This window comes from Paenibacillus sp. GCM10027629 (assembly GCF_042676425.1).
GTDB lineage: Bacteria > Bacillota > Bacilli > Paenibacillales > Paenibacillaceae > Paenibacillus_K > Paenibacillus_K terrigena.
In genome coordinates, this window is sequence record NZ_JBHTGZ010000009.1 from 606924 (window position 1) to 633788 (window position 26865).

General features: G+C 40.2%; 30 protein-coding genes and 1 pseudogene. All 31 read left to right on the forward strand.

The genetic code is table 11. The annotated features are described in order from the left end of the window. Positions 1-112 precede the first annotated feature (112 nt). On the forward strand, positions 113-634 hold the full coding sequence (locus ACFQZR_RS12190) for a GNAT family N-acetyltransferase (RefSeq protein WP_379346139.1): 522 nt from the start codon (positions 113-115) through the stop codon (positions 632-634). A 225-nt stretch (positions 635-859) separates the two neighbouring features. Then, entirely contained in the window at positions 860-1666 is an 807-nt protein-coding gene (locus ACFQZR_RS12195; RefSeq protein ID WP_379348810.1) for an inositol monophosphatase family protein, read from the forward strand. Between the two features lie 139 nt (positions 1667-1805). Then, complete coding sequence (locus tag ACFQZR_RS12200) at positions 1806-2258, forward strand: hypothetical protein (protein ID WP_379346141.1); 453 nt, start codon at positions 1806-1808, stop codon at positions 2256-2258. Between the two features lie 176 nt (positions 2259-2434). After that, positions 2435-3097, forward strand: a complete 663-nt coding sequence (locus tag ACFQZR_RS12205) for a copper amine oxidase N-terminal domain-containing protein (RefSeq protein WP_379346143.1) — start codon at positions 2435-2437, stop codon at positions 3095-3097. A gap of 535 nt (positions 3098-3632) precedes the next feature. Further along, positions 3633-4400: a nucleotidyltransferase domain-containing protein gene (locus ACFQZR_RS12210; RefSeq protein WP_054024997.1), complete on the forward strand. Its 768-nt coding sequence runs from the start codon at positions 3633-3635 to the stop codon at positions 4398-4400. A 284-nt stretch (positions 4401-4684) separates the two neighbouring features. Beyond that, on the forward strand, positions 4685-5179 hold the full coding sequence (locus ACFQZR_RS12215) for a hypothetical protein (RefSeq protein ID WP_379346146.1): 495 nt from the start codon (positions 4685-4687) through the stop codon (positions 5177-5179). A 271-nt stretch (positions 5180-5450) separates the two neighbouring features. After that, on the forward strand, positions 5451-5732 hold the full coding sequence (locus tag ACFQZR_RS12220; RefSeq protein WP_379346148.1) for a hypothetical protein: 282 nt from the start codon (positions 5451-5453) through the stop codon (positions 5730-5732). An 859-nt stretch (positions 5733-6591) separates the two neighbouring features. After that, positions 6592-7023, forward strand: a complete 432-nt coding sequence (locus ACFQZR_RS12225) for a hypothetical protein (RefSeq protein WP_379346150.1) — start codon at positions 6592-6594, stop codon at positions 7021-7023. 366 nt (positions 7024-7389) lie between these two features. Beyond that, positions 7390-7926 carry a GNAT family N-acetyltransferase gene (locus tag ACFQZR_RS12230; RefSeq protein WP_379346152.1) on the forward strand — a complete coding sequence of 179 codons (537 nt, stop codon included), beginning with the start codon at positions 7390-7392 and terminating at the stop codon, positions 7924-7926. A 433-nt stretch (positions 7927-8359) separates the two neighbouring features. Continuing rightward, entirely contained in the window at positions 8360-9262 is a 903-nt protein-coding gene (locus ACFQZR_RS12235) for a copper amine oxidase N-terminal domain-containing protein (protein ID WP_379346154.1), read from the forward strand. A 227-nt stretch (positions 9263-9489) separates the two neighbouring features. Beyond that, positions 9490-9981 (forward strand): GNAT family N-acetyltransferase, encoded by a 492-nt coding sequence (locus tag ACFQZR_RS12240; protein WP_379346156.1) that lies wholly within the window; start codon positions 9490-9492, stop codon positions 9979-9981. A gap of 126 nt (positions 9982-10107) precedes the next feature. Further along, the gene (locus tag ACFQZR_RS12245) at positions 10108-10623 is read left to right on the forward strand and encodes a GNAT family N-acetyltransferase (RefSeq protein ID WP_379346159.1); all 516 of its coding nucleotides are present in this window, start codon (positions 10108-10110) and stop codon (positions 10621-10623) included. Between the two features lie 140 nt (positions 10624-10763). Then, on the forward strand, positions 10764-11387 hold the full coding sequence (gene plsY / locus ACFQZR_RS12250) for a glycerol-3-phosphate 1-O-acyltransferase PlsY (protein WP_379346161.1): 624 nt from the start codon (positions 10764-10766) through the stop codon (positions 11385-11387). A gap of 172 nt (positions 11388-11559) precedes the next feature. Then, the gene (locus ACFQZR_RS12255) at positions 11560-12627 is read left to right on the forward strand and encodes a hypothetical protein (RefSeq protein WP_379346163.1); all 1068 of its coding nucleotides are present in this window, start codon (positions 11560-11562) and stop codon (positions 12625-12627) included. 146 nt (positions 12628-12773) lie between these two features. Then, the gene (locus tag ACFQZR_RS12260) at positions 12774-13196 is read left to right on the forward strand and encodes a hypothetical protein (protein ID WP_379346165.1); all 423 of its coding nucleotides are present in this window, start codon (positions 12774-12776) and stop codon (positions 13194-13196) included. Positions 13197-13668: 472 nt separating this feature from the next. Further along, the gene (locus tag ACFQZR_RS12265; RefSeq protein WP_379346167.1) at positions 13669-14253 is read left to right on the forward strand and encodes a hypothetical protein; all 585 of its coding nucleotides are present in this window, start codon (positions 13669-13671) and stop codon (positions 14251-14253) included. A gap of 77 nt (positions 14254-14330) precedes the next feature. Beyond that, positions 14331-14684, forward strand: a complete 354-nt coding sequence (locus ACFQZR_RS12270; RefSeq protein WP_379346169.1) for a hypothetical protein — start codon at positions 14331-14333, stop codon at positions 14682-14684. 131 nt (positions 14685-14815) lie between these two features. After that, entirely contained in the window at positions 14816-15118 is a 303-nt protein-coding gene (locus ACFQZR_RS12275) for a hypothetical protein (protein ID WP_379346171.1), read from the forward strand. Positions 15119-15177: 59 nt separating this feature from the next. After that, positions 15178-15501 (forward strand): DUF4288 domain-containing protein, encoded by a 324-nt coding sequence (locus ACFQZR_RS12280; RefSeq protein WP_379346173.1) that lies wholly within the window; start codon positions 15178-15180, stop codon positions 15499-15501. Between the two features lie 322 nt (positions 15502-15823). Continuing rightward, positions 15824-16180, forward strand: a complete 357-nt coding sequence (locus ACFQZR_RS12285) for a DUF4279 domain-containing protein (RefSeq protein ID WP_379346175.1) — start codon at positions 15824-15826, stop codon at positions 16178-16180. Positions 16181-16325: 145 nt separating this feature from the next. After that, on the forward strand, positions 16326-16841 hold the full coding sequence (locus tag ACFQZR_RS12290; RefSeq protein ID WP_379346177.1) for a DUF4188 domain-containing protein: 516 nt from the start codon (positions 16326-16328) through the stop codon (positions 16839-16841). Between the two features lie 192 nt (positions 16842-17033). Continuing rightward, positions 17034-17783, forward strand: coding sequence for a DUF3888 domain-containing protein (locus ACFQZR_RS12295; protein WP_379346178.1), 750 nt, complete (start codon positions 17034-17036; stop codon positions 17781-17783). Between the two features lie 340 nt (positions 17784-18123). Further along, the gene (locus ACFQZR_RS12300; protein ID WP_379346179.1) at positions 18124-18600 is read left to right on the forward strand and encodes a GNAT family N-acetyltransferase; all 477 of its coding nucleotides are present in this window, start codon (positions 18124-18126) and stop codon (positions 18598-18600) included. A gap of 455 nt (positions 18601-19055) precedes the next feature. Then, positions 19056-20849: an alanine--tRNA ligase gene (locus ACFQZR_RS12305; RefSeq protein WP_379346181.1), complete on the forward strand. Its 1794-nt coding sequence runs from the start codon at positions 19056-19058 to the stop codon at positions 20847-20849. A gap of 661 nt (positions 20850-21510) precedes the next feature. Then, entirely contained in the window at positions 21511-22287 is a 777-nt protein-coding gene (locus ACFQZR_RS12310) for an alpha/beta hydrolase (protein WP_379346183.1), read from the forward strand. 375 nt (positions 22288-22662) lie between these two features. Next, a complete protein-coding gene (gene rarD / locus ACFQZR_RS12315) occupies positions 22663-23541 on the forward strand; it encodes an EamA family transporter RarD (RefSeq protein ID WP_379346185.1) in 879 nt (292 codons plus the stop codon). Between the two features lie 143 nt (positions 23542-23684). Then, positions 23685-23930, forward strand: a complete 246-nt coding sequence (locus tag ACFQZR_RS12320) for a hypothetical protein (protein WP_379346187.1) — start codon at positions 23685-23687, stop codon at positions 23928-23930. A 328-nt stretch (positions 23931-24258) separates the two neighbouring features. Continuing rightward, entirely contained in the window at positions 24259-24660 is a 402-nt protein-coding gene (locus ACFQZR_RS12325; RefSeq protein WP_379346189.1) for a DUF3888 domain-containing protein, read from the forward strand. Between the two features lie 145 nt (positions 24661-24805). Next, positions 24806-25999: an NAD(P)/FAD-dependent oxidoreductase gene (locus ACFQZR_RS12330; RefSeq protein WP_379348812.1), complete on the forward strand. Its 1194-nt coding sequence runs from the start codon at positions 24806-24808 to the stop codon at positions 25997-25999. A gap of 129 nt (positions 26000-26128) precedes the next feature. Beyond that, a complete protein-coding gene (locus tag ACFQZR_RS12335) occupies positions 26129-26305 on the forward strand; it encodes a hypothetical protein (RefSeq protein ID WP_379346191.1) in 177 nt (58 codons plus the stop codon). A 52-nt stretch (positions 26306-26357) separates the two neighbouring features. After that, a pseudogene (locus ACFQZR_RS12340) lies at positions 26358-26865 on the forward strand (hypothetical protein); the annotation flags it as partial.

Sequence of the window (26865 nt, forward strand, 5' to 3'; positions counted from 1 at the left end):
GGCAGTTTTGCATAATAAAGTGTTGGATTTATTTGGATAGTTATATATATTTGTAGATAGTTCAGTTAAGAGTGAGTTGGGTTATTATTAAAATGCTGATGGGGGTTTTGTTTTGCGGAGTATAGAAGATTTTGAGATCCGACGGTTAGGGTTTTCGGATGTATCAAATATGTTTACACTCATGGAAGGTGTACTATCGAGACTCCCATCACAAGAGCTTTTTGCGATGCATGATAATTATTATTTTAGCACCTACATTCAAGATAAAGGTGAAATATATTGTGCTTTTATTAAAGGGGAGCTCGTAGCATATTCAGTATTGGCGTTCCCTGGACTGAGTGAAAAAAATCTTGGCAGGGAATTCGGGGTTCATGAGCAAGAACTAAATTATGTAGCTGTTCTTGATGGAACGATAGTCCATGAATCCGTTAGGGGTCGGGGTTTACAAAGTCATTTTAACAAGTTGCGTGAAAAACGAGCTAGGGAGAAAGAATGCCGTTATCTATATTCAACAGTCCATCCCGAAAATTTTATAAGCATAAAAAATTTAGAAACTGAAGGGTTTTCCCTCAAATTTACCCGCCAAATGTATGGTGGAAATCCTAGGCATTGTTACGCAAAAGCTTTATTTTGATATTTGTTTAGACGAAGTTTGGTACGATACCTGAGGATGTTGGTTTTATTTTGCGAGCCTGTTACGCTAACGGGACACGATAGCTTAATCTATAACTAAAACGCGGCTACCGGCATAGATCGGCAGCCGCGTTTCACTAACGGGCAGGATAACGTGAATAAATATAGAAAATAGTAGAAAAAGAAACACTTTAAAATAATAGAAAATTAGAGAGATGTGATGAATATGCAAGATAAAATTAGTTTAGCAACGGAAGTTGCGATTAAAGCGGTAGTAGAAGCTGGAAACCTTGCGAAAGAATACTTTTTCAAGGAAAAGGAAATCGTTGAAAAAGGCGAGGACGGTGATGTGGTCACAATTGTGGATCACCTAGCAGAAAAAATAATATTACAATCCATTCTCGCTCATTTTCCAGATGATCAGATACGGAGCGAGGAGACTGGATGGTCGGGTAATGAGAGTGATTGGTTATGGTTAGTTGACCCGTTAGATGGAACAAACAACTATGCAATTGGTCTCCCTGTGTATGGTGTGTCGGTTACCCTCATCTATAAAAAAGAACCAGTACTTGGAGTCATATATGATTCTCATTTAGGAGATTTATATGTTGCACAAAAAGACAAAGGTGCGACGCTTAATGGCAAACCTTTATCAATCGGGAAGAACTTGAAAAAGACTAATAAAATGACAGTTGGTTGGATACAAGGTCATTTGGTGCAAAAAGACGAGAAAGCTATGTCTTTAAAGCATGAATTGGATATAGAATTCAAAAGAGTCTTACGACTTTGGGCGCCTACACTTCTTTGGTGCATGCTAGCCCGTGGGGATATAGATGGGATTTTTCTTTTTAATTCCGAAGGTGACGATTTGTACTCTGGGATACTAATTGCAAAAGAAGCTGGAGCCTCCATAGTTGATTTCAACGGGGGAGATTTTGAAGGAATGAATCCTGAACCATACATAATTGCATGCCATCCCGAGCATAAACACTCATTCATTAATTTGGTTAAGCAGACTCTAAAGTTAAGCTAACGGGACACGATAGCTTAATAAAAAACTAAAACGCGGCTGCCGGCATGGATCGGCAGCCGCGTTGCGCTAACGGGCAGTTTAGTTGAAGAAGAAAATGGTAATTAAATGAAGGTAATATCTAATAAGCAGGAGGTAACCAATGGCTTGGCTAGAAGTTAAAGATAATAAAGATATTGAAAATCTTTTGAATAAATTTGGTGGATTCCATGATAGTTGTTTAAAGGAACTATACATGTGGACAGAGAGTTATGTTGATGAAAATTTATCGATGGGTATGTCACTAGAACTCGATACTAATGTACGAATCCTTTTCCAGAGGCAGTTTCGTGATCCATCTGCAATTGAGTTGTTGTTTGAAGGTGTAACCCAATTTCATATTGTTCCAAGTCAGATTAATTACGATCCAATTATTTTTGATGCAAAACTGATTTTCCATAAAGGTTTATATTATTGGGCTGATAACTATGATTGGGAACCCGAAAATTATACACTTGGCTCTAATAGCTGGATTTCTGCCAAGGGTCTAAAGTGGCGTGATGCTAGTTCTTGGATGGGAAAACAAAATAGATACGGAGTAATAAACGGGGGCTAAAAGAAAGAGCCTTATTCAGCTAACGGGACACTATAGCTTAATAAATACCTAGGACGCGGCTGCCGGCATGGATCGGCAGCCGCGTTGCGCTAACGGGCAGTTTAGCGCAACTTCATTGCAGCTTAATACGTCTACTTGAGAAGGTGAGGTATAATTTTACAAGAGGAGAATGAATAATGAAGAAATTGGTTGTAGCCTTATTTATGGTACTAAGTTTTAGTTTAATGGGCTATCAACATGCTCATGCAGCGGTGGATTATAATAAAAGGCCTGTGGAGCTAAACGTTAATGGGAATTTTATTTCAATGGATGTACACCCGACTATGGATAATAATCGCTTGTTTATTCCTATCCGTTCATTAGCGTCTTTAGGGATTCATTACAGTTGGAATCCTTCTTCAAAGGTAGTGACTTTACAGAATAAAAACGGAGAATACTTGAAGATTACTGTAGGCAGTAAGGTCGCCTATAAAGGGAATCAAAAAATACAAATGGATCAGGCCGCAAAAAATCAGGATGGACGTGTGCTTGTCCCTATTCGATTTGTGAGTGAGGCCTTAGGCTATCATGTAGACTATGAAACCCTTCGCAAAATGGTTTTTGTGAACTCCGACAGTTATAAATTTGATATGAAGCAGATTACTCAACAGGACTTGCAAGCTGCACGTAAAGCCGCAATTTCTTTGCCTATAAAGTTTGATTTTCAACCGCTTGATTTATCTGGAGTCTACCATGAATATTCTTTCCCTGTAGGAAGAGCAGATGTATACATGTTACTGGACGGTCGGAATGAAACTCTTGTTAACATTAAAGATGGGAAAGCAACGGCTGTCGGTTAATTTGCGGATTCTGATCGATCCCATACATCTGGGGATATTCCTCCCAATTTTATTTTTGATACCGATCCCCTCTTTGAGGCCTATCACAATAGTAACGTCCTGTTTATAGAAAATAGATACGGGCCAGCGAGAGCTATTTACAAAGATGAAAACGGCAAATCGGTGGAGTTAAAAACAAAAGTCAATATTTATTCCGATATTATTCAAAAGCTTCCTAATCAACGATAAAATAGTTTATGAGAAAATAAGGTAAAGCCGCGTCGTATGGGCTCTGCCTACAATTTTTATTTCAGGTGTTAAATGAATTTTAAGCGAAGTGGCCAAATACCACACGATCGGCACGTTCCGTTACGCTAACGAGACACTATAGCTTAATAAATTACTAAAACGCGGCTACCGGCATGGATCGGTAGCCGCGTTCCGCTAACGGGCAGGATAGTTGAATGATTTCGCGAATAACTTAAGTCACGACGAATTTACGAAGTTCGCAAAAAGACGTTAGTCGAAAGAAGTTCTTAGTTTAGGAGGAGTCTATATGATATTAGAAAAAGTTATAAATAGAATTGTAATACAAAGTGAATATAAGGATTTTGTTGATAAGTATATAGATAATATACTTACCGAATTTAAAGGTAAGATTCATAGCATTTATATGTGTGGCTCGATTCCAAAAGGAACTGCTAAACCTTTTAAGTCAGATGCAGACTTTACTATTGTATGTGTAAATCCCAAAGATATTGATTACGAAAGATTGTCAAATATTAAAGACAGGCTTTTGGAAGAATATCCAGTAGTAACTAAGATTGATACGATAATTTGCTCGATTGACGATGTATTAAGTAAACCAAATGAGTGGGGTTTTTGGGTAAAGATAATTTGTGTTTGCATATATGGTCATGACGTTGGTGAAAAAGTACCACCGATAATTATTTCTCCAGAGTTCATTTTAGACTTAAATACAGAGACCAAGGAGGAAGTAGATCGTATACATAGTTTACTTTCTAATGCTAGTGATAACACAATGAAAACTAGATATATTAAAGGTTACTCTAAGAGATTAATTCGTGCATTATACTCTTTGGTTTTAGAAGATACAGGTGTATGGCAAGATGACATTATTAAGATGAAGAATGCCATATTAAACTATTGTGAGATTGACTCCGCTTTAGTTGATTATCTGTATGCTTGTTACTTGGATAGTAATGTACTTGTTGAAGAGTTTCTGGGAATTGCAGATGAAGTATATAGCTATTTTGAGAACGCCTTAAATGCAATGGCTGCTTCCAGAACTTCCTTCGGCTAACACCATATTGACGCTCCGGGTCACTCTGAGAAGCGAATGACCACATCCAGCCCCCTAAGCCCGTCGGGACGTCACTGCGTTAGGTGTTCGGCAAGCCTCACAACTATAAGCAGCGACTCTAATTAAAACATAAGACTATTGAGCTAACGGGACACGATAGCTTAATCTATAACTAAAACGCGGCTACCGGCATAGATCGGCAGCCGCGTTTCACTAACGGGCAGTTTAATGCAACTTCCATAGAATTCCAACGTCTAAAAGAATAAACGATTTCGGAGGTGTGAATGAGGAGAGTAATAAGCATTGGTCTAATAATAGGGTTTTTGTTTCTCGTCCTTATTGGATGCAACAAAGAACTCACAGGCGATGAAAAAACTGCCGCAGAATATGTTAAGGCACAAGGCTTTACAATCATCTCACATAAAGGTGAATTTCACAGATACACTTTAGAGAAAAACAAACTATACGGAACTACGGAATCGATACCATACCGACAGGCGTGGGCTGTTCAAAAAGTAGAACCCGATAAGTATTTTGGGAAGGAAATAATTATCTATCGATTTATTGTATCGAATCACCCTTTAGAAAAAATAAATAAATCGAATACAAATGTTTATATAATGCTTAGCGAAGGAAAGGTTATCGGCGGATATTCTTTTCCTAATATCGACGGTTTGGTAGGTAGCGTTTACTCAATTGATGGTAAAACGCTGGAGGAAGTAACGGGAATGAATAATAAGGATTGGTTAGACAATTGGGAAAAGAAGTACAGTAGTTAACTAAGCTATCGGGACACTATAGCTTAATAATAAATAAGACGCGGCTGCCGGCATTGATCAGCAGCCGCGTTGCGCTATCGGACAGATTAGTTTAAAACTCTTTATGATAAAATGGTGGAATGAATCTGCAAATTGAGGTTGAGAGATGATTATTACTGCTGAAGAATTTGTTAGGTTAAGAACTAGTGAAAATATGGATGAGTACCTGAAAGCTGCATGGGATGATGCACCTTTTGATGTTTGGTTAGAAGTAATTAAATAGTACCCTGATATGCGTGTATGGGTAGCACATAATAAATCAATTCCTGTTGAGATAATGGAAATTCTCGCTGACGATGCAGATGAAAGGGTTAGATTTAACGTTGCAACAAAAAATCGACTACCTGAACACTTACAATTAAAACTGGCAAAAGACTCAGATAGCTCTGTCAGACAACGGATTGTCCATAATAAAAAAGCAACATTGCAAGTTCTAAGTATATTAATTAACGATGAGGACGAAGACATACGAACATTGGCAAAGAACAGAATTGATGAAGGACGATACAAGTAAGCATTAAGAAAACGAGGAACGATAATTTAGGAACTTCCTCCGCGGTCGCTCCTTTTCGTTTGTTGAAGTAACGGGCAGGATAACGGAAAAAGATGGAATTTATGGATTACTATTATTATAATAGAAGCGTAATAATACTTGATCCATAAATTTATTTATAGAATTTTTTGGAGGTATCAAACGCTCAAAAGCAAAGGTGTCGATAATTTTGAAAGAGGAAAAAGAAGAAAATTCATACTATTCGTTTTGGAGTTTTGTTGGAATAACTTTAGTACTTTTAAAACTAAATGATCCGTTAAAAAATTTATTAGAATATGATTTATTATTTTTTGTGGTTCAAATCTGTTTGTTTTATTTGTTCTGGAAATTTGTAATTCCATATATGGCAAGAATAACAGAAATCTTTTGTAAAAAGACTAAGATACCTATACATTTCATTGTTATTTTATACGTCATTATATATATACTTGTGTAAGTCGTTAACACATCGATTTTACGAAAGTAAATTAAGTATATGTTTTGAATGATTTGAAAACCCAAAATATTCATTTCAGAATCCAAGCACGGTTGTTATGGGATTTTCTTCGGAATGTGAAGGACTAGAGATAGCAGCTGTGTGGGGAGCCGAACATATCGTTGACCGAATCATGGGGGATGATAAGCCCTGGTGTTTAAGCTAACGGGACACGATAGCTATATATAAACTAAGACGCGGCTACCGACATGGATCGGCAGCCGCGTTGTGCTAACAGATTAGTGGAACTTTGTATTATATGGTGTCGTTTAAGAAGTGAAACAGACGGGACAACGGCTATAGAGTGAAGAGCGAGAAAACGTTTAGGAGTGAACAAATGTGAGGATGTATTCTAAAAGCATTAGAATATTGATTGGTGTGGTTTTTATCGTATGTGTAGTGGGAGGTGTAATGGTATTCCAAAGCACATTTGCTAAAAGTACAACTAATCAAAGCCACACAAATTCTCCTAACTATCCTGAAAATGAATATGGACAGACATACGGTTCTGCTGAAGAAGCCATTTTAGTTGGAACAGATTCAACTCAAGCATCTGGAACTTCAAAAAATGTGGCTCATGGAAAAGACAGTAGTGATATTTCTCCTAGAAATTCTCAAGTTATCAATCCAATTCGTCATACGGGTAAAGGTGCCTATACGGGTGAATTTACAACCGCTCCAGAAAACGGTAAACATTTGGATGTCTATTACAAAAATGATGGTGTTGGAACTGTTTACATGACAATCTATCGTAACGGTCAAGAGTTTATTATCTGATTATGCTGTCGCAACTGGTGTTCAAAAAAACCAGACTTTTGAAGAAAAAATTGCTTCAGGCATTTCTGGTAATTGGAAAGTATACATTTATACCAAAGATGGTGCGAAAATGGATATGAATATATCTGCAAGACAGTATTAGTTAATTTCAAAATTACTAAACTAACTGGGAACGATAGTTCAATATAAGACACAGTAACGGCAGCCGGTTATTCGGCTGCCGTTTTCTAAACTAACTTGCAGGATAATTCAAACTTCAGTACAAAACAAATTAAATAAAATATATCCTTGTTTTAGTTCCCTCGCCGCCTTAATATGGTGACAAATGGACGGTATTCTTAGAGAGTCAATTTTATGGAGGATATTATGAATAATCTAACAATCGAATTGTGCGAACGTAACAACAAATTTATCATCAATAACCTATATCCACTATACTTACACGATTTAGCGGAAATTCGGAATGTACTGCCAAATAAATATGGTGTTTTCGAGGATGATGAAAAGTATCATACACTTGAACAACAAATACCTGTATTTGATATATGGTGGGAAAAAGAGGGGGTTCTGTTTCCATATCTATTGAAAGTTGATGGATTACCAGCAGGATTTATCTTGGTTACAACGCCACCCTATTTATTTGACAATTGTGACTTTATGATAAACGAAATATTTATTCTAAGACCCTATAGAGGTAAAGGTATAGGCGAAAACGGCGTAAGAGAAGTCTTCAATTTACATCGAGGAAAATGGATGCTCTTTACTACACCAACGGACAAGAATTTGAACACTATAAGTTTCTGGAGAAAAACATTATCTGGGTACACAAATAATCAATTTACCGAAGAAGATAAAGAACTGAATGATGTCGGATTCTCCAAAGTTTTTAAATTCAATAATTAAGTTGGATACATTGGGGAATAGAGGCTCGAAAAAGATACTGGACAGATAGAAATTATCTGAAATTATCTACTATTTGCGATATTAGCGAATGTAAGAAATCGATATAATACTCAAATATCTTACTGCCAAAGGGACTGCTTCCGTTGAACTAACGGGACACGATAGCTCAATAAAAGACATTTGAAGGTAGCTGACTTATTGAGATCGGCTGCCTTTTCTCAACTAACGGGCAGTTATGCGCAACATTAGGATTAGGAACTCTGTCTGCTGTAAGTAGCAGGTTTATTCAACCGCTTCGTCGAATATAGCAAGATCTAGGTGGATGGAGTTGATGACCCTGAATGTTTAATATAGCATGGGATTTGTGCGACAAATACTCGGGATCCCCGTTCAAATCATAAAGGCACTTTAGAAAGATGGGAGCAGTGGAAAAATGAAAAAATGGATGAAATCTTTGGTAGTGACTACTTTGCTAGTTGGCCTGCTGGTTACGGAATCTTCGGTTTACGCGAGCACGCCAGCAGTATCGAACCAGGTGTTTATCAACGGAATGATGAAGGACAGCGTTATTACCGTACAGGGAAGGACGCTTGTGCAGCTGAGGGCACTCGATGATCCGGAATGGCTCACTTATACCTATGATGCTAAGTCGCGAACGGTTTCTGCTCGAAGCAAGGATAACAGCAGAGTCGTACAACTGAAAGCGGGAGAGAAAGTGGCTACCGTCGACGGTAAGAAGATGACTCTAGATGCCACGATTGTAATAAAGGACGGTCACACGTATGTGCCGCTGCGGTTTATAAGCGAATCGTTGAATGCATACGTTACATATAATGTTGCTGACAAGCGTGTGATTATCCGGACTCCTGCTGGCCAGAAAGAGTACAAGAAGCTAATGAGCGGTGATCTAACAGAAGCGCGTACGCTAGCGATCCGTCTATCCCGGGTCTACGCCAAGGACGCATTAACTCCTCAGGGAGAAGGCTTCACGACAGATTATACGTTTCCCGAAGGTCAGGCGATGCGTTTCATGGTTGATTACAAGTCATTAACTAACTATGTGGAGATTAACGAAGATGGTTTAGCGGAAGTGAAATGGCAGAGAGACACATTTAATTATCCCCAAATAATTGAGAAGGGTACGAAACCGGACATCCTTGGCAGTCAAGTATTCTTCACCGATAGTGTGATGAACGATCTACTTATATTCGGCAAGATTGACGCTAGCGGCAAAGGGATGGAGCTGGGACGCATCGACCGATTGCAGCAGTCGCAATACAAAAACGTACTCATCGTACCCATCGAAGGAGAGGTAAGAACGGACGAGGAAAAGTAAGACGATCTGCAACGTGCTAAGTGGTTTGGTGCAATAGTTGGGATGTGACAACGGGACTTGATAGTTGAAAAAAACATTGTTGAGCAGACTACGGCAGTCTGCTCATTTTTTTAAGCTAACGGGCAGGATTGCTCAATATTCCGCCTGAGAATTATGGTACTATTGAATATGCCGTACATTGTTAGTGAGCTGGGGGAGTCATTTTGGAGACCTTAAGTTGTTTTCTTATGAGTTTGACAACGGATGATTATGAAGATGTGAAAAAAATATATGTAAATGAAATGGTTAGAAAATACTTAGGTGGTATCATTCCTGAAGAACATACGAAAGCAAAGTTCAATGATACTTTAAACCGTTCGCATAATGATGGCTACTTTTGGGTTGTTAGGCTCAAAGACAGTAGCCAGTTTATCGGTCTAGTCTCCCTAGATAAGCATGTAACTGGTGGCACAGAGGTATCCTATGAGTTTCTCCCTGACTGGTGGGGTGGTGGATATGCAACTGAAGTCATCAGTCAAATACTTAATTTCGCTTTAAATGGTCTAAATATAAATAAAGTATTAGCTGAGACACAGACTGCCAATGTTACATCGTGCAAACTTTTAGAGAGAGTTGGAATGAAATTAGAAAGTAAACTTCAAAGGTTTGGAGAGGAACAGTCGCTATATTCCATTGAAACAAATGGAAGCAACAGTAAATTAACTAACGGAACACGATAGTTGAGCAGAACGAGGAGCAGTTTGCTACGGCAACTGCTCCTTGTTTTTATTAAGCTAAAGGGCAGGATAGTTCCAATATGTGGTATTATCTAGTTAGAAAAATCTACTTAACGGAGGCCATAAGAATTGTCCATTATATTTCCTGAAATAGAGACAGACAGGTTGAAACTCGCCATTCTTACTTTAGACGACACTGAAGCCGTATTTAGGCATTTTTCAGATGAGAATGTTACAAGATTTATGGATATAAGTCCTTGTAAAGATATAGATGAAGCTGAAGAAATCATAAGATTTCATATTGATGATACTGGTTGTCGCTGGGGAATTTTTAGCAAGAGCGATGCTCAGTTAATAGGGACTTGTGGCTTCCATTGCTGGTTTCAAGGTGAACAACCTAGAGCTGAAATCGGATTTGATTTAGCGAGGGGATATTGGGGAAGAGGAATTATGCAAGAAGCATTGAAGCCTGTTATAGATTTTGGCTTCAAAGAGATGAGCTTAGATTTCATTGAAGCTACTGTCGAGCAAGAAAATGAAAAATCAATAAACTTACTTCGAAAACTAAATTTTGAAAGAGAAACAAAACTAAGAGATCAGTTGATATATTATTTCTTATTTAGAGAACGTTGGAGATTACGCTAACGGGACACGATAGCTCAATAAAAGACATTAAAGGTAGCTGACTTCTTGAGATCGGCTGCCTTTTCTCAACTAACTGGCAGAATAGCGTGGTGTCGTTGAAGAAGATAAATCGTAATAAATAATTTCAAGGGAGATGAGTCATGATTGATATCTTAAAGCTTATTGTGGCCTTAGCTTTGGGCTACCTGTTAGGCAGCCTTAATACAGCGGTGATTGTAGGGAAAATATACGGCAAGGACATAAGAAGCCATGGAAGTAAAAGCGCCGGGCTTACCAATACTCTGAGGGTACTTGGGAAATCTGCCGCGGTGTTTGTTCTTGCGGGAGATATATTAAAAGGGGTAGTTGCCTGTTATATAGGCTTGTTCCTTGGCGTTTACTTTTATTCGGGAGAGACTAAAGATTGCGTAAGCCTTTTAGCAGCAGGCGCAGGAGCAGTTATAGGGCATAACTGGCCGGTATATTTTAAGTTTAAAGGAGGAAAGGGGGCACTTACAGCAGTGGCTGTGCTGTTTATGGTTAACTGGGTTATGGCCCTTTTATGCCTTGGCTTTTTTGTGATAATAGTAGCTGTAACCCGTTATGTTTCTTTAGGTACAATATGTGCTACAATGCTTTTTGCGGCTATTTCATTTATTCCTGTTTTTGGGAATACCTTATATTTTTATTTATTTGCATGCCTAATGGCGTTTATGACTATTTTCAGGCATACGGGAAATATAAAAAGACTGCTTTCAGGAACAGAAAGTAAACTTATTCTTTGAACTATTTTATTGAGGCAAAGAAGATGAATGGGTTAAGCTAACGGGACACGATAGTTCAATAGCAACAAGAAGGCAGCCGATTATCGATCGGTTGCTTTTTTCGTTATACTAACTGGCAGTTTAACACAAATATTGATGACATTGACAAGGGAACAAATGTTCTTTACAATTGATGGTAAATAAAGTAAATGGAGGGGATGTAGTGAAAGATGTAGAGGGAATTTTCAGTAGACGGTCTTGGAGTTTGGTAGATGATTTACAAGAGCTTAGTCTTGGAGATTCAAATGCATTTATAGGCGAATGGAAAGGAATCAAAGCATTACATATAAATAAGGCAGGAGCTGCAGCTTTCATAAATAGTGAATTTTATTTGGAATCCTTTCGTATACAGGCTTTTGTAGCTATACCAGAAGCAGTAGGATTTATTGGGTTGGCTTTTGGGGCACGCGATTCGGCTAATTATGAGTTAATTTATCTTTCCCCCGGTTATACCAAAGGGAATGGGGAGATTCAGTATGATCCGGTAATGAACGGATCAACTACGTGGCAAATTTATAATGGACCAAGTTACGTATCCTATACACATTATAATGTCGGCGACTGGGTTAAGTTTACTATTGATGTGGACAGACATTCAGCAAAAGTTTACATTGGCGAAGATACTAGCATTCCACAACTAGTTATTTCAAAACTTCAGCATGGAGAGGTTTTTGGCAAAATTGGAGTTTGGGGCTACTTACCGGCGTACATAAGAGATCTATCTATTGAGGAAATCCCAAGTATTCCGTCAACCCTAAATGAAAGAAATAAAGATCAGTTTGTAAATGAATGGCTTGTGTCTGAATCATACTTCTCTAATTCGCAGCCAGATCAGCTGCATGAATGGACTAAAACATCTACCGAAGAAAATGGCACTTTAAATATTAATAGGCTCTATACGTCAGAAAAGGATAAATCAGTACAGATTAAGAGCACTCTTACCTTATCAGAGGAAGCGATGTCTACGGTTTCCTTTGGATTCAGTGATGAGGTGCGGATTTGGATAAATGAGGAAGAAGTGTATCGAGGTGTATGTATGTGGGACCCACCAGAACGTGATGGCCGAATTCGCCCGGACCATGTATGTATTCCTATTACTTGGAGATCGGGTGTCAACACAATTCGGGCAGAGATAACAAGTAAAGAAACTGTATTCGGGTGGGGATTTTGTCTTAAAACAGGAATTCAATTGCTGAACTAACGGGACACGATAGTTGAATCACAGACCATTGTTGAGCAGGCTGCGGAGCCTGCTCACTTTATTAAGCTAACGGGAAGGATTATGGAGGAAATTAGTCTGTAACCTACCAATAAACAAAAGCGTCAAATATGTTAGGGGGTGTAATTATGAAGTCATTGATAATCTCATTATTCGTTGCACTCATTTCTATGCAACTGATTGGGTGTGAGAAAGAACAGGCTGTTACTCAGCAGATTGAGAATAATGTCACTCAGATACTTACTGTTCCTGAACATGTAGTTATAAAATACGGTGATGGCAACATTCTAAAGCTGGATGATAAGATGACCATTGAAAAAATAATAAACGACTTACAGGCAATGCAATATACAAAGGTCAATAGACCTGGTGGAGTTGGACAGATTTTCACATTAGAATTTTCAAGTGATAAAGAATTTTCGAGCCAAGGCTATTTAATTTATAACAAGAACATCTACAAGTCCACTAACCAAGAGCTCATTTCGAAACTAAACACATACCTTGTTGATTATGGAAGAAACATCATACCTGAGTTATTACCTGGAGTTTAACAATGGCTTTTAAAATTACCTCGCGAAAACTTAGATAGGAAGAACATTTCATTTTTGCAAAGGGGAATGAAGATTGCTATTAATATTGATAATAATTCTCATCTCTGTTGTAATTAATCATTTAGAGGTTTTCATAGTAAAAAAGTATGATCTTGTTCAAAGTAGAAGATTTCTTCGCATAGAAAAGTGGGTAACTGTAGGAGTTGTAATTTGTTATTTTCTTGTTGCCTTTGTGTTTAAAGATCTTGGAACTAAGTTATTGTTGGCAATATTAGCCTTCATTATTTCAAGTTTTCTTCTTTGGCACACTTGGGTAAACAGAGGCAAACGTAGATGAGCATTAGATTAAGCTAACTGGGAACGATAGCTCAAACAAAGGCTGCCAAAAATGGATCGGCGGCCTCATTAGGCTAACTGGTAGATTTGCTGAACTACACATTTGTAGCATTATGTGAAGCAAGGATGTGAATGTATGTTTCAAGATGGATTTCCAAACCTTTTGAGAGACGATGTAAATAAAGCGGTTGGACTGATTCCCCATAAAACTTATAGTAACGTCACTATTGGTGTGTCCCAGGATATTATTCAATATTTTCAAGATAACAAAGTGATTAGGTTTCCTTATCGTATCTACTACATTGATATTTCAGATGAAGTTATACAAAATTTAAGTGTACGACAAAAAATGATTTTGCATTGCATTTATTCAAGAAGTTGTGACGGGTTTGTTCGCCAAAAACATATATATTCGTTGCTTCAGATGGATTATGAAGATTGGACAATTCCTTATATCGTAAAAATATGTGATGAATATGTCGTAGAAATATTAGAAATGAATTATGATTTCTTAAAAGAAGAGGATACAGAACGTATTAAGAAATTTTGTCTTGAAAATATTGAGTTGTTTTGCAAAAGCTATAATAGAATGACTAGCTATTGGAACGAATATTACAAATATAAATACAAAAATTTTCAACATTATATAGGCAGGAAGTTATTTAGAGAATGTTTTGGTTACTCTAGATCAATGGAACGTAGGAAAAAAAGGAATCTATGAAACAATAATAAATTGAACTAACGGGAAACTATAGCTTAAGGTTGCCTTTTTAGTTAACGAGAAAGGGAGGGCGACGAATGAAACTTGCTGCTATTCTAGGAATAATGGTGGGGGTAACTGGTTCCGTTTGGCTCGTAATGATTGGATTGCAGCATGTTAATAATTTTGGTTCTGATACAAGCGATTACCATAATGGGATATTACTCATTAAGTATGGTTCAGCATTCACTTTAATCTTTCTTGTCACATTGTGGCTGATGAACAAACAATATTGGAAGCTGTGCTTGTCAATCGGTTTTCTTTGTACAGCGTTTTCGATGATTGGACTTTTCAGTATAGGTCCCTATATTATTTGGGGCTCATTATTTATCTTCATATTCAGCTTTATAAATGTGATGAGATTAAGATACGATAATAAGAAATTGAACTAACGGGACACTATAGCTTAATAAATTACTAAAACGCGGCTACCGGCATGGATCGGCAGCCGCGTTCCGCTAACGGGCAGGATAATGAAAAACAGTATAAAGGAAAACAACATAAATGATAGTGGAGGAATTCGATGGTAATTTATTGTTTTATGTTTGAGGCGATCCCTAAAATAGATAATCCAGAGAGAGATGAGTTCGCAGGTGCGTATGTTACGTGCTGGGTCAACTCAACCGCTCCTAATTCTGCTTTGACGAGTGCGACTGCCTACATTAACGATGAAGGCTGGGAAGTGATGAAAGTTGAAGATCAGTTTATTGCAAGCCGTGAACAGTATGAGGGTGATGATGAATTAGCTGAAACGCTTGAATGTTTTGACCAAGCAGTAAATTACGGAATTGCTGCTATCTTTCATACATGGACTTTAGATGATTAGATCAAGTTTATTACGGGGAGATTGTTGAATTATATATGTCTTAAGGAGGCAACAAAGTGATGGAACACGTTGCTCATGAGAGTGAAAAATGGTATTCTGTAAAACTTTTGTTTGAAGCTAAAATCACTGGTGAGCCAAAACCATTAACAATAGATGACGCTTATGATGAATCGAAAACTTACGAAGAAAGGTTATATCTTATATATGCTGATTCATTTGAAGAAGCGTATGAAAAGGCAGAACGTGAAGCTAAAGATTCAGAAACCAAGCATTTCAATCCTTATGGTCAATTAGTGGAGTGGGTATATGTCCAGCCATTAGATTGTTTTCATCTTTTTGACGATGAGATTAAAGAAGACCGAGATTTACTCCAGACAGTTTGATGTATCAAAAGAAAAAAGTATGAATGAGGTTTTACAGCGGTTTTATCCAGAAGTTAATGACGAGGAGTAGTACATCTACGGAGATATGATTGAACTAACGGGACACGATAGCTCCATGACGACAGGCTGCCGACATGATTGGCAGCCTGCTCAACTATCTGGCAGTAGAGTATGGTAGAGACTGGTGATAGCGAAGCGCACGATAACAAGTAAATTCCAACATATGGTGCACACGTTGATGAAAGAATGATTATATTTGATTTGGAATGGGAGTGAAAACAGTTTGGAAGGGTTTGTTTCTTTAATCATTAGAGGGAATAGCTTGAGTTTTGAAGATATAACAACGAGTTTGAAACTTCAACCTACAACGATAAAAAGAAAAGGTGAACCACTCACATCAGACCAAGTTATTAACGATGATTATTGGTCGTATAAGGTTAAGTTTGGCGATGGTCAAATGGATACTGCATTGGAATCTTTTCTCAACAGTTTGAAGCCATCAAATGAGTTCATAAGAAGCATTGCTAACAACCATGAAACATACATATTCTTTAGCCTACGGTCTGGTTTGGGGCAGATGGGATTTGAATTGAAACCTGATGTATTAAAAGCATTGTCTGACATGGAAATCAAGTTTGAAGTGCATGTTCTTTCTTTTGGGGAAGTCAAAAATACATGAAAGCTCGCTTTGATGTTCATTGAAGTAACGGGCAGTATAGTATGGTATTATAAGGAAATAAATGCCGTTTGAAGGTTGCGAAATATAAAAAAGAATTAAGCTTTTTTATTAATTAATAATGGAATGTAGAGGGAGATGAATCACAATGGCGAAAGTAATACCGGGAAGATACACAGCTCGTATGGAGGGGGATTTCGTCGTCTTCCTAATCGGCATGCGCGTCAATCGGCTCTGGGCTGTACACAAATGGCTACCGGTATTTCTTGCAATGGGACCCATGCTGCGGGAACTTTACACCAATCGCAAGCTCGGCTTCCGTGGTACGGAGTTCATGCTGGGCTGGCGCAGCGTCCATCTGCTCCAATATTGGGATTCGTATGAGCAACTGGAGGCATATGCCCGCGGAGGGCAGCATCTTACCGCATGGAGAAATTTCAACCGCAAGGTCGGAACGGATGGAACAGTCGGAATCTACCATGAAACCTATAAGATCCGAGCCGACGAGTATGAGTGCGTATACGGCAATATGCCGGTGTTTGGTCTTGCGAAGGTGTCGGAGCATATTCCGGCTGTTGGCAAAATGGAGACGTCGCGCCGCCGTATGGGAGGGGAGAATGAGCCCGCCGTGCCGACTCCGGTAAATCCTCAAAAATCGTCGTAGATCATTAAGCTAACGGGACACGATAGTTGAATAACACACATTGTTGAGCAGGCTGCCAAAGCCTGCTTATTTTATCGGTTCCAATAAATGGAACGTCTGAAAATTTGACACTACTGTGTTTCATATATTACCTTTTCTTGGGAAGCATAACGTAAGAGGTGATGCTTTATGAGGAAAACATGCTTGTTAGTCTTGTTGATTTCCGTTATTGCTGCGTCAACGACGTATTCTGTTGTTTTTGCTGAACCACAAGAATCGAAAGAAAAAATCGCTAATGATGCTTTGCTTACAACACTTACCCCAAACATAAAAGATGCCATCATTCACCATTATGGTTATCCCAAACAATTTGCTTTATTTTGGTCAAAAGTATTGGATATAAAAAGGGAATCTGAAGGTGGATATTCATTCATTGTAAAGTTAGAAGTTACGACTTTTGAACACGCCCATTCTAATCCTTTCGGTACTGAAACAATCACCTTTAATGTTAGTCCCACAGGGGTTAAGCTTATGAACTATGAACACAAAGGCGATGAATGGGAACTCAAAATTGCGAAATTTAAGAATGAAGTCCTTGAAGACATTTTAAAAACCTTTAATATAGACTTATCTTCATTTGAAAGGTTTGAGTATCAACAATTAGCGTATCAGTCCGAGCAAGGACGATTCAAATCCCTTTATAAAATAAGCGATGAAATTCAGAAAGAACTAATGAAGGACTATAAAGCGGGTACAGGTTATAAGAATTTCATTAACCCAATTACTTTCATAAAAGATGACAGGGCATATATTTTATTCAAAAAGGCCGACGGAACAAATTATGTCTATACCTTAATTGATGCTCAAGGGAACTGGCGGATAATTAAGAAGGAAAGTAAACATGGAAAGAAAATGCCACAAGACCTTCTATGGTACATGTATAAACAATTAAGTAGCGAATAAGTGTAGTTTACTTACTGCTTATTATGCTGAGATCTGCCAGCTTGCTGATTCAGCTAACGGGACACTATAGCTTAATAAATAACTAAGACGCGGCTGCCGGCATGGATCGGCAGCCGCGTTGCGCTAACTGGCAGATTACGTTAATAAAAAATAAAACCGGCACAATTATGTACCGATTCACTAATTGCCTTATGCCAAAAAGGATACACCTAAAAAAGTCACGGATACATAATAGTGTATAAAAAATTTCAATATAAGTCTATAATTTTTTGGTGAAAACTGTAATATTATTTATGCGACCGCGGCGCAAAACGATAATGGATAAAGGGAGAAGACCTGAATGATTACTCTCAGAAAAATAACGTTGGAAAACAGACGCGCCATATTTAACTTGGAAGTATCCGAAGAACAGCGGCGCTTTGTTGCGTCCAATCTATCAAGTGTGGCTTCGTGCTATATCCTTGCAACCAATGGGGGACATCCAATTCCATTTGCCATTTATTCGGATGGGCAGCCTGTCGGTTTTGTTATGTTAACTTATGGAATCACCGGATACGACCTCCCGTCAATCGCACATGACAGCTATTGTATTTTACGACTGATGATTGACAAGAACCACCAGAACCGAGGCTATGGTCGGGAAGTCATGAGAAAAATCTTGGAATTTATCCGGACATTTCCGGCTGGGCCTGCACATTACTGCTGGACTTGTTATGAGGCCGATAACTTTGTCGCTAAAAAGTTTTATGAAAGTTTCGGCTTTCGTGAGAACGGCGAAATCATCCACAACGAACCAATAACCGTATTGAAACTCTGATTTACTTTGAACTAACGGGACATGATAGATTAACAAAATAGCTAATACGTGGCTGCCGGCATAGATCGGCAGCCGCGTTGCGCTAACGGGCAGTTTACGTTAATTACGAGTGGGTTTTCGAGTATTATGCAGGTTGCTAATATACACGATTGACATCTGAATTCTAACTGGCTACAATAACAATAATTAGGAAATGATGTAAATGAAATCAATGAATGAACAAAATATGCTACATTTCGTTCAGAGAGGGATGTTTTGGTGTGAAATCCTACGAAACTTAGTATGTTGCCGGTTCAGGAGTGCGGTTAATGCCCGCCGATTTGACTCGTTATAGTCAATTGAGCTGATTGTATCGCTAAATGCGAAGACAATAACTTGGGTGGTACCGCGATTAATTCGTCCCAATCTTGGGGCGTTTTTTTGTTGTCTAAAATAGAGTAAAAGGAGAAATATCAATGAAACTGTATACATCTGAAGAGATTAGAGCGAAGTATATTCAGTTTTTTCAAGAAAAAGGTCATGCCGTCATTTCTAGCGCTTCCGTTATACCCGATAACGATCCCACCGTATTGTTTACGACAGCGGGCATGCACCCGCTGGTGCCCTATTTACTTGGAGAGAAGCATCCATCTGGAACGAGGTTAACCAATGTTCAGAAGTGTATACGTACTGTGGATATAGATGAAGTCGGTGATGATACCCATTGCACCTTTTTTGAGATGATGGGCAACTGGTCACTTGGCGATTATTTCAAACATGAATCCATATCCTGGAGTTGGGAGTTCGTCACTTCGCCGAACTGGCTCGATATACCCAAGCATAAAATTGCGGTTACTGTATTCGAAGGAGATGATGATGCTCCCCGTGATCAGGAGTCGTACGAGATATGGTGTGCATTAGGTCAAAGTGAGGAAGAGATCTTCTTCTTGCCTAAAGCCGATAATTGGTGGGGGCCAGCAGGTCAAACAGGTCCTTGCGGTCCCGATACGGAAATCTTCATTATCTCGGATAAAGAACGTTGCGGTCCTACATGTTCGCCAGCATGTGGATGTGGGCGCTATGTTGAATTCTGGAATAATGTATTTATGAAATATAACAAAACGGCGGAGGGAAAGTTTGAACCGCTTGATCAAAAAAACGTCGATACGGGAATGGGCTTAGAGAGAGTGCTAGTCGCTTTGAATGGAGGAACAGTCTATGATAGCGACCTGTTTACTACGATATTCTCACGAATTGCAGAACTGTCGGAGACGGCATACGAAAATCAACCCAAAGCGTATCGAGTTGTTGCGGATCATACCCGCACGGCAGTATTTATCCTTGGTGATAATTACGGCATTACTCCGTCTAATGTCGACCAAGGCTATGTGCTGCGAAGATTGATTCGCCGAGCTGTTAGATTCGCAATGCAATTGAGTATTCAAGAAGGCGGTCTAGCGGATATCGCTAGCGCTGTGATTGACAAGTACGAGCTAATATACCCAGAGCTGCAAAGCAATCGCGATAAAATTATTAGGGAACTCCAGGCGGAAGAAGCTCGTTTTCAAAAAACGCTCGCGCAGGGACTTCGTGAATTCGATAAGCTTTCGATTTCATTAGTAAATGGTCAAATAGACGGTGCAGCTGCATTCAAACTTTATGATACGTATGGGTTTCCCATCGAATTGACCATGGAACTGGCAACAGAGCGTTCCATCGCCATCGATCTGGAAGGATATCTAGAGAAATTTCAGAAGCATAGAGAGTTATCTCAAGCCGGAGCAGCCCAAAAGTTTAAAGGCGGTTTAGCAGATAATTCTGCACAGACGGCAAATCTGCATACGGCAACTCATCTTCTGCATGCTGCACTACGAAAGGTTCTCGGAGATGAGGTGGCGCAAAAGGGCAGCAATATAACGGCTGAGAGACTGCGCTTTGATTTTTCGTTCCATCGTAAAATGACTGAAGAAGAGATCGTGGCAACCGAGCGGCTGGTCAATGAAGCGATTGCCGAGGGCGTCGGGATTACGTTCGAAGAGATGACGCTTGAAGATGCACGTAGAACAGGGGCTATTGGTCTATTCGAGAGCAAGTATGGCCAGATGGTAAAAGTATATACGATGGGCAAATTCTCCAAAGAGATATGCGGCGGTCCTCACGCGGTGAATACGGCTGACCTTGGTACTTTTAAAATTGTTAAGGAAGAGAGCTCGTCTTCTAGCGTAAGGAGGATAAAGGCAGTACTTGAAAGCACTGATGCTTTACGCTAACGGGACACGTTAGTTGAACAGAGCGAGGAGCAGTTTGCTATGGCAGCTGCTCCTTGTTTTTATTAAGCTAACGGGCAGATTAGCTCAATGATTTCACGAATACTCTACATATGGAGGGAGTTATTTACTAAGTTCGTAAATAAGCCGTACCAATTCTGAAAGAAGGTGGATGTAGTGAATAATAAAAAGAATAAAGTAATTTATTATATAACAGATTTAGTGGCGATGTTTGTGGTTTTTTTCCTTATTTGTAGCATCTTTAGTAGTCTTGGATTAGGTCTAATTATATCGGTAATTATTTATCACTTTGTTACAAAACCTTTGGTGAAAATGGCTTTTAAAATTTAATAATAGAATAAGAAATATTGTTTTTTGTCGTGTGACAAGAACATATATCGTTTACCGATTGAGGATAAGAACATATATTGTTTACATAAATGAGGACGATTTTCAATTAGGTTGCAGATCAATTACGGTGAACCGTATTATAGATAGTGGTAAAGCGGAGAGTAGTGTTGCGAATAGATTCGGTAGGGAGTTACTAAAGTGGTTTCGGTACAGGGTCATTTATTTAAAAAACTTATGCTTTAATAAGAGGCTTTTGTGAACAAAAAGGCGAATGTATGTAAGGAATATACAAATGTTAGGAAGGAAATAAGACATGATTGAAAAATTTACAGTTAATATCTCAGCACTAAACACGGAAAGATTGATAAGAGTTTGTCTTCCAAAGAGGTATGAGAATTCTAATAAACATTATCCAGTCTTATATATGCACGATGGACAGAATTTGTATAGAGATGAAGATTCATTTTTTGGTTCTAGTTGGAGAATTGCTGATTGTCTTGAGGAAATTGGCCTAGAACTTATAGTTGTTGGTATTGATTGTAACCCGAAAGGAACAAAACGATTTGATGAATACGGTCCTTGGGTAAGTGAAAAAAGCATAAATAGAGGATTATCCATTGATGAATCGATTGATTTAGGTGGAGAAGGAGAACAGTATATTGATTTTATCGTAGAAGAATTAAAGCCATATATCGATGATAAGTACAGGACAATAGTAGATGATACGGCAATGGCGGGAAGCTCATCAGGAGGAATCATTTCTACTTATGCAATGTGCAAATACCCGTCTATATTTAAAAGAGTAGCTGCACTTTCTAATGCTTATTGGTTAAGCCAGAAAGAAATAGAGGATTTTGCTAAAAAAAGTGATTTATCAGATGTAAAAAAGTTTTATTTTGATGTAGGAACGAAAGAACAAACAGCAACGTTTGGTTCGGATGTTTATGTTAACTCGAATATTTCCTTCAAGAATGTGATTGATGAAAAGAATATCAATTATCGTTTTGAAATTGCTGAGGGTGCCGTTCATAATGAAGTTGCTTGGCGATTACGATTTCCTAATATTCTTCTATACTTGTATAAAGATTAATAACAAATCAAAAGATCAGAAGAACAATAATAACCATACTACCACTGAACAATAATCTAGGGAGTGCTGTTCGGTGTGCTTTAGGAGAAATACCGAGTTGTAATTCATTTGCTATTGAGTTAACGGGACACGATAGCTTAATAGATATCTAAAATGCGGCTGCCGACATAGATCGGTAGCCGCGTTTCGCTATCGGGCAGTTTAAGGTAATTTTGCGTTATGCGTACAGAAGCAAAATTCACGAGAATCCTTCCTATAATAAGTGATACAATACCGTAACATATTATTTGGGCCAAAATATTAATCCCTTTACTTAAACGATGATCGAGGCGTATAATCCGTTAAGATATCGGAGTGAGAAGAGGGAAATTGATTATGAACAACGGGTTGGTCAATGCTATTATCGCGTATATCATGTGGGGGGTTCTCCCGCTTTATTGGAAGTTGTTTAACGATGTGCCGGCAGGCGAGATTCTGTCACATCGGGTTGTCTGGTCGTTCGTCTTCATGGGTATTCTCGTCACCGTTCAGCGTCGCTGGGGTGACATGAAGCGGATTGCGGCTAGCCGCTCGCTCCTACTGTCGCTCACCGCTAGCGGACTGCTGATCGCTGCTAATTGGCTCATCTTCATCTGGGCGGTCAACAACGATCATGTCGTCGAGACAAGTCTCGGTTATTATTTGAACCCGTTGCTTAACGTTCTGCTTGCGGTTGTCTTCCTTCGTGAGAAGCCAAACCGTGGCCAATGGCTCGCGATTGCCATCGCTGGTGCCGCGGTGCTCATCATCGCCATCGACTACGGACGGTTCCCATGGATCTCAATCTCACTGGCCGCGACGTTTGGCTTGTACGGCCTCGCAAAGAAGAAGATCGGACAAGACGCTTCTGTAGGCTTGCTATCGGAGACGGCTGTAGTCCTACCCGTTGCGCTCGGCTACTGGATCTATTTGGCCACCGTGGGAAAGACGACGGCATGGACGCTACCTGTATCCACGTTCGTCGAACTGCTTCTTTCCGGCGTGGTAACAGCGCTACCGCTGCTTTTCTTTGCGCGAGCGGCCGCCCGGATGGCACTGTCCACGCTAGGTTTCGTACAATACATCGGGCCGACGATCATGCTGTTACTGAGCGTATTCGTGTTCAAGGAATCGGTCTCGCCGGTTCTTCTCATCGGCTTCGCGCTCATCTGGACAGCGCTTGTCGTATACGCTACGGCAACAGTTCGCGGCACGAAACTCGCGAAGGCGCGCTGACGGCAAACACGTCCACCCACCCGGTACCGTCATAACAGCATTTTCGTCCACTGGGGGAGATGGCTGTTTTCTGTTTGGGGTTAAGCTAACGGGACACGTTTGTTCAATTAATCCAGGGAGCAAACCGTAGGGGGAGGTCTTCAATGATTGTATCTGCTTATTTGGACGGCGCGAAGGTGATAATGTATGTGGATAATGACGTGAACCGTCCAATTACAAAAATGCTATGTGAAGAAGATAATGGCTCTTCTAAGGAAATAATCATTTCAGGGTTAGCCCTTGCGAAATACGAAAATTCCAATGAATATTATCTGTTCTTATGCGATAAGAATGGGAGGTCTATCAAGATTTTGACATGGGATCAATTGAAGAGGCACTTCACTTCATAGTTCTATCGCAAGTTTTAAACTAAACAACAGTGATTGGAAGTATGTTTAGAGTATAGGAGTAGGGCTGCCGAAATACCCACGAGAAATAAACCCAATACATCTACATTACTTTTTCTCGCTTCTTCCTTAGGGAGATATTTCAAAACAAAAGGAAGGGTAAGCAGGGGGGACACGATAGCTTAATAAATAACTAAAACGAGGCTGTCGGCATAGTTCGGCAGCCTCGTTGCGCTAACTGGCAGATTACGTTAATGGATCTTCATTTTATCTAGTTGCATGCATAAACCCAAATCACTTAACGGAAATTACTTCAATGGGGTGATTAGTAGTGAATGTTAAAAGCTATATCGGGTTATTGTTAGCAGTCATCATTTTCTCCGTGCTTATACAGCCAGTTTATGCTAAACCACACGAAGAACCATTGGAACGGCTTGTACTTACTTTGTTAGCTCCAAATATACAGGAACAGATTAATCGATATTATGAAGATAAACTAACTGTGATACCTACGTTTTCGCCTTTTCTAGGAGGGACTGAATTAAACTTTGAATATCATCCTTCGCATATTGATGTTAATGTTACAGTGATTCCGTATGTGGGACCTCATTTGGATGTAGGGATGGATTCGATGAAGTTTCGTATAGATAATACGGGAGCTGTAATGGTTCTAAAATACAAACACATTAGGGACTATGAGTTGCTTCCAAACTGGCAATTCATTCTTCGTTGAGCTAACGGGCAGATTTACTCAACAAACTGGCACGAAAGTACGGCTTATTAAACGGGCTCATGCAAGGTTAATCGTTCGTTTCCGATGTCACAAATCAGAGCCTTAAATCGTTATATATGCAAAACGTAAAAGGAGCTGAGGAATGATGAATGACATGACATGCATAATCATCGGAGGCGGCCATGCAGGGCTTGGAGTGCTCAAAGCAATAAAGGAAACGACCCGAGGCATGGCGAAGGGACGGCGGATTCGGTTTGTTCTGTTCGACAAGCAGCCCGGTCATGTGCGCAAAGTGATGATGTTCCGACCGGCCGCGAGCGGGGAAGAGATTATAGTTCCCTGGACGCATTATAGTTCAGAAGGAGTCGAATTCGTGCAAGGTACGGCTACGTCCGTGGAAAGTGTGGAAAAACGGATTCGATATACGGATGCGCAAGGAAATGAAGCCCGAATTCGTTATGATCTTCTAGTCGTGGCGGTCGGCAGCATCGTTCGGCGACCGGATCCCGATCAGGGCGGCATCGCCTTGACCGACCCGCAAGCCGCGGCAGACATTCGGGAGCGCTGGCGAGCCAACCTTCGGAAAGCAAGCGGAGAGACGAATCCTGAGGAACGAAAGCGACTGATGACAATCGCGGTTGCGGGAGCAGGGATCAGCGGCATCGAGACGTCCGCCGAACTGGCGCTCGCCATGCGGAAGGAAGCAGCGACGCTAGGGCTGAGCTTGTCTGATACCTCCGTCTATTTACTGAATGCGCAGGAGCGGCTGTTCACGGGAGGACCGGAGAAAGCTGGACGGAAGTTAGAACAGACGCTCAGCGAATGTGGAGTGACAGTGCTACACAATCGTAAGGCGAAGCGGGAGGAAGCAGGAGTGGTGACGCTCAGCAATGGCGATTGTCTGGATGTTGGCCTATGTGTATGGACGATTGGTCTGATACCGAATCCGGCCCTTCGCGGCATGGGCTTGCCGCTTACACCTGAAGGTCAAGTGCTGGTAGATGAATGTTATCGTGTTCAAGGGTCGCCGGGCGTATACAGCATTGGCGACTGTGCGAGAATCATCGATCCGAAAACCGGCAAGGTGGATCAGATGACGTGCTTTGAAGCTGGGATGCAAGGGAATCGACTAGGTAAAATCGTGATGGCCGATCTGGAAGGCCGTCCCGCGCCGATTCACAAAGCGTTAAAAAATAATATGGATGCCTTCAACATCGGCTTGGGGGAAAATCGCGGGTTTCTGTGGGCACGCAAATGGGGACTTGATTTTATCATAACAGGAAAGCTAGCGTGGAAAGCCAAGAAGCTGGTTTGGGATTACGCCAGTTTGCTACGATAGAAACAAAGAGACCAAGATTGCAAGATGTCTAACAGCCCAGAGATTTTCGTCCTGCGTGAGGCGTTGTGGTTCGATTATCTCGAATTAGCCGAACGGCTCGGCAAGTGAGAGAAGAATTGCCGCAAGCTGATGAGCCGGGCAAGAAGCAAGATAGGAATATCCGAGGAGGAGCCGGTCGCGGCCGAAGCGGTCGAATTGGAATGGGTTAGCCAGTTCCTCACATCTCTCGAGCAAGGTAACGTCGATCAGGTGCTGTCCCTGCTGACCGAAGATGTCATGCTCATCTCCGACGGGGCGGAAAAGTAATCGCGGCTACGCGTCCGATACAAACGTGCGATCAAGTGTATGGGGTGATGTGATGAGACTAATTGAAATAATACTACTGTTTGCCAATTTACTGGCTTTTTTTGCCTTGGTAATCCCATTGCAACGGTCAATAAAGTGGGTACGATATTTGGCTCTCGTCCTGCTGCCAATAGCCGGTGTTCAGGTACTGGTGGAGGGTTCGCGCTGGGGGATGATCCCAGCTTATATCATGAGTGGGATACTCTTCGTGGCCTGCCTAGCTAAAAATATTGTGCGAAAGCCTAAACTTGGTGGAACCAGTATGATTAGGCGACTTGCTTTCGGTTTTACTATTGGTCTGGGTTCACTAGGACTGATTGTTTCTTCCGCTCTACCGATACTTTTTCCTGTATTCCACTTACCACAACCGTCAGGACCTAACCAACTCGGTACATTGACCTATCATTGGGTAGATAAAACTCGCCCGGAGATTTTCACTAATGATCCCAATGATCGTCGTGAGATCATGGTACAGATTTGGTATCCAGCCAAAGGAAATCTATCATCGACGTACGCTCCCT

Coding starts and splice junctions, on each gene's coding strand:
- ACFQZR_RS12240 (WP_379346156.1), top strand. CDS start 9,490: ATGAGTTTGACAACGGATGATTATGAAGATGTGAAAAAAATATATGTA.
- ACFQZR_RS12200 (WP_379346141.1), top strand. CDS start 1,806: ATGGCTTGGCTAGAAGTTAAAGATAATAAAGATATTGAAAATCTTTTG.
- ACFQZR_RS12290 (WP_379346177.1), top strand. CDS start 16,326: ATGGCGAAAGTAATACCGGGAAGATACACAGCTCGTATGGAGGGGGAT.
- ACFQZR_RS12305 (WP_379346181.1), top strand. CDS start 19,056: ATGAAACTGTATACATCTGAAGAGATTAGAGCGAAGTATATTCAGTTT.
- ACFQZR_RS12275 (WP_379346171.1), top strand. CDS start 14,816: ATGGTAATTTATTGTTTTATGTTTGAGGCGATCCCTAAAATAGATAAT.
- ACFQZR_RS12255 (WP_379346163.1), top strand. CDS start 11,560: ATGGTAAATAAAGTAAATGGAGGGGATGTAGTGAAAGATGTAGAGGGA.
- ACFQZR_RS12195 (WP_379348810.1), top strand. CDS start 860: ATGCAAGATAAAATTAGTTTAGCAACGGAAGTTGCGATTAAAGCGGTA.
- ACFQZR_RS12265 (WP_379346167.1), top strand. CDS start 13,669: ATGTTTCAAGATGGATTTCCAAACCTTTTGAGAGACGATGTAAATAAA.
- ACFQZR_RS12280 (WP_379346173.1), top strand. CDS start 15,178: ATGGAACACGTTGCTCATGAGAGTGAAAAATGGTATTCTGTAAAACTT.
- plsY (WP_379346161.1), top strand. CDS start 10,764: ATGATTGATATCTTAAAGCTTATTGTGGCCTTAGCTTTGGGCTACCTG.
- ACFQZR_RS12220 (WP_379346148.1), top strand. CDS start 5,451: ATGCGTGTATGGGTAGCACATAATAAATCAATTCCTGTTGAGATAATG.
- rarD (WP_379346185.1), top strand. CDS start 22,663: ATGAACAACGGGTTGGTCAATGCTATTATCGCGTATATCATGTGGGGG.
- ACFQZR_RS12230 (WP_379346152.1), top strand. CDS start 7,390: ATGAATAATCTAACAATCGAATTGTGCGAACGTAACAACAAATTTATC.
- ACFQZR_RS12335 (WP_379346191.1), top strand. CDS start 26,129: ATGAGCCGGGCAAGAAGCAAGATAGGAATATCCGAGGAGGAGCCGGTC.
- ACFQZR_RS12210 (WP_054024997.1), top strand. CDS start 3,633: ATGATATTAGAAAAAGTTATAAATAGAATTGTAATACAAAGTGAATAT.
- ACFQZR_RS12225 (WP_379346150.1), top strand. CDS start 6,592: ATGTATTCTAAAAGCATTAGAATATTGATTGGTGTGGTTTTTATCGTA.
- ACFQZR_RS12310 (WP_379346183.1), top strand. CDS start 21,511: ATGATTGAAAAATTTACAGTTAATATCTCAGCACTAAACACGGAAAGA.
- ACFQZR_RS12330 (WP_379348812.1), top strand. CDS start 24,806: ATGAATGACATGACATGCATAATCATCGGAGGCGGCCATGCAGGGCTT.
- ACFQZR_RS12215 (WP_379346146.1), top strand. CDS start 4,685: ATGAGGAGAGTAATAAGCATTGGTCTAATAATAGGGTTTTTGTTTCTC.
- ACFQZR_RS12260 (WP_379346165.1), top strand. CDS start 12,774: ATGAAGTCATTGATAATCTCATTATTCGTTGCACTCATTTCTATGCAA.
- ACFQZR_RS12270 (WP_379346169.1), top strand. CDS start 14,331: ATGAAACTTGCTGCTATTCTAGGAATAATGGTGGGGGTAACTGGTTCC.
- ACFQZR_RS12235 (WP_379346154.1), top strand. CDS start 8,360: ATGAAAAAATGGATGAAATCTTTGGTAGTGACTACTTTGCTAGTTGGC.
- ACFQZR_RS12300 (WP_379346179.1), top strand. CDS start 18,124: ATGATTACTCTCAGAAAAATAACGTTGGAAAACAGACGCGCCATATTT.
- ACFQZR_RS12320 (WP_379346187.1), top strand. CDS start 23,685: ATGATTGTATCTGCTTATTTGGACGGCGCGAAGGTGATAATGTATGTG.
- ACFQZR_RS12205 (WP_379346143.1), top strand. CDS start 2,435: ATGAAGAAATTGGTTGTAGCCTTATTTATGGTACTAAGTTTTAGTTTA.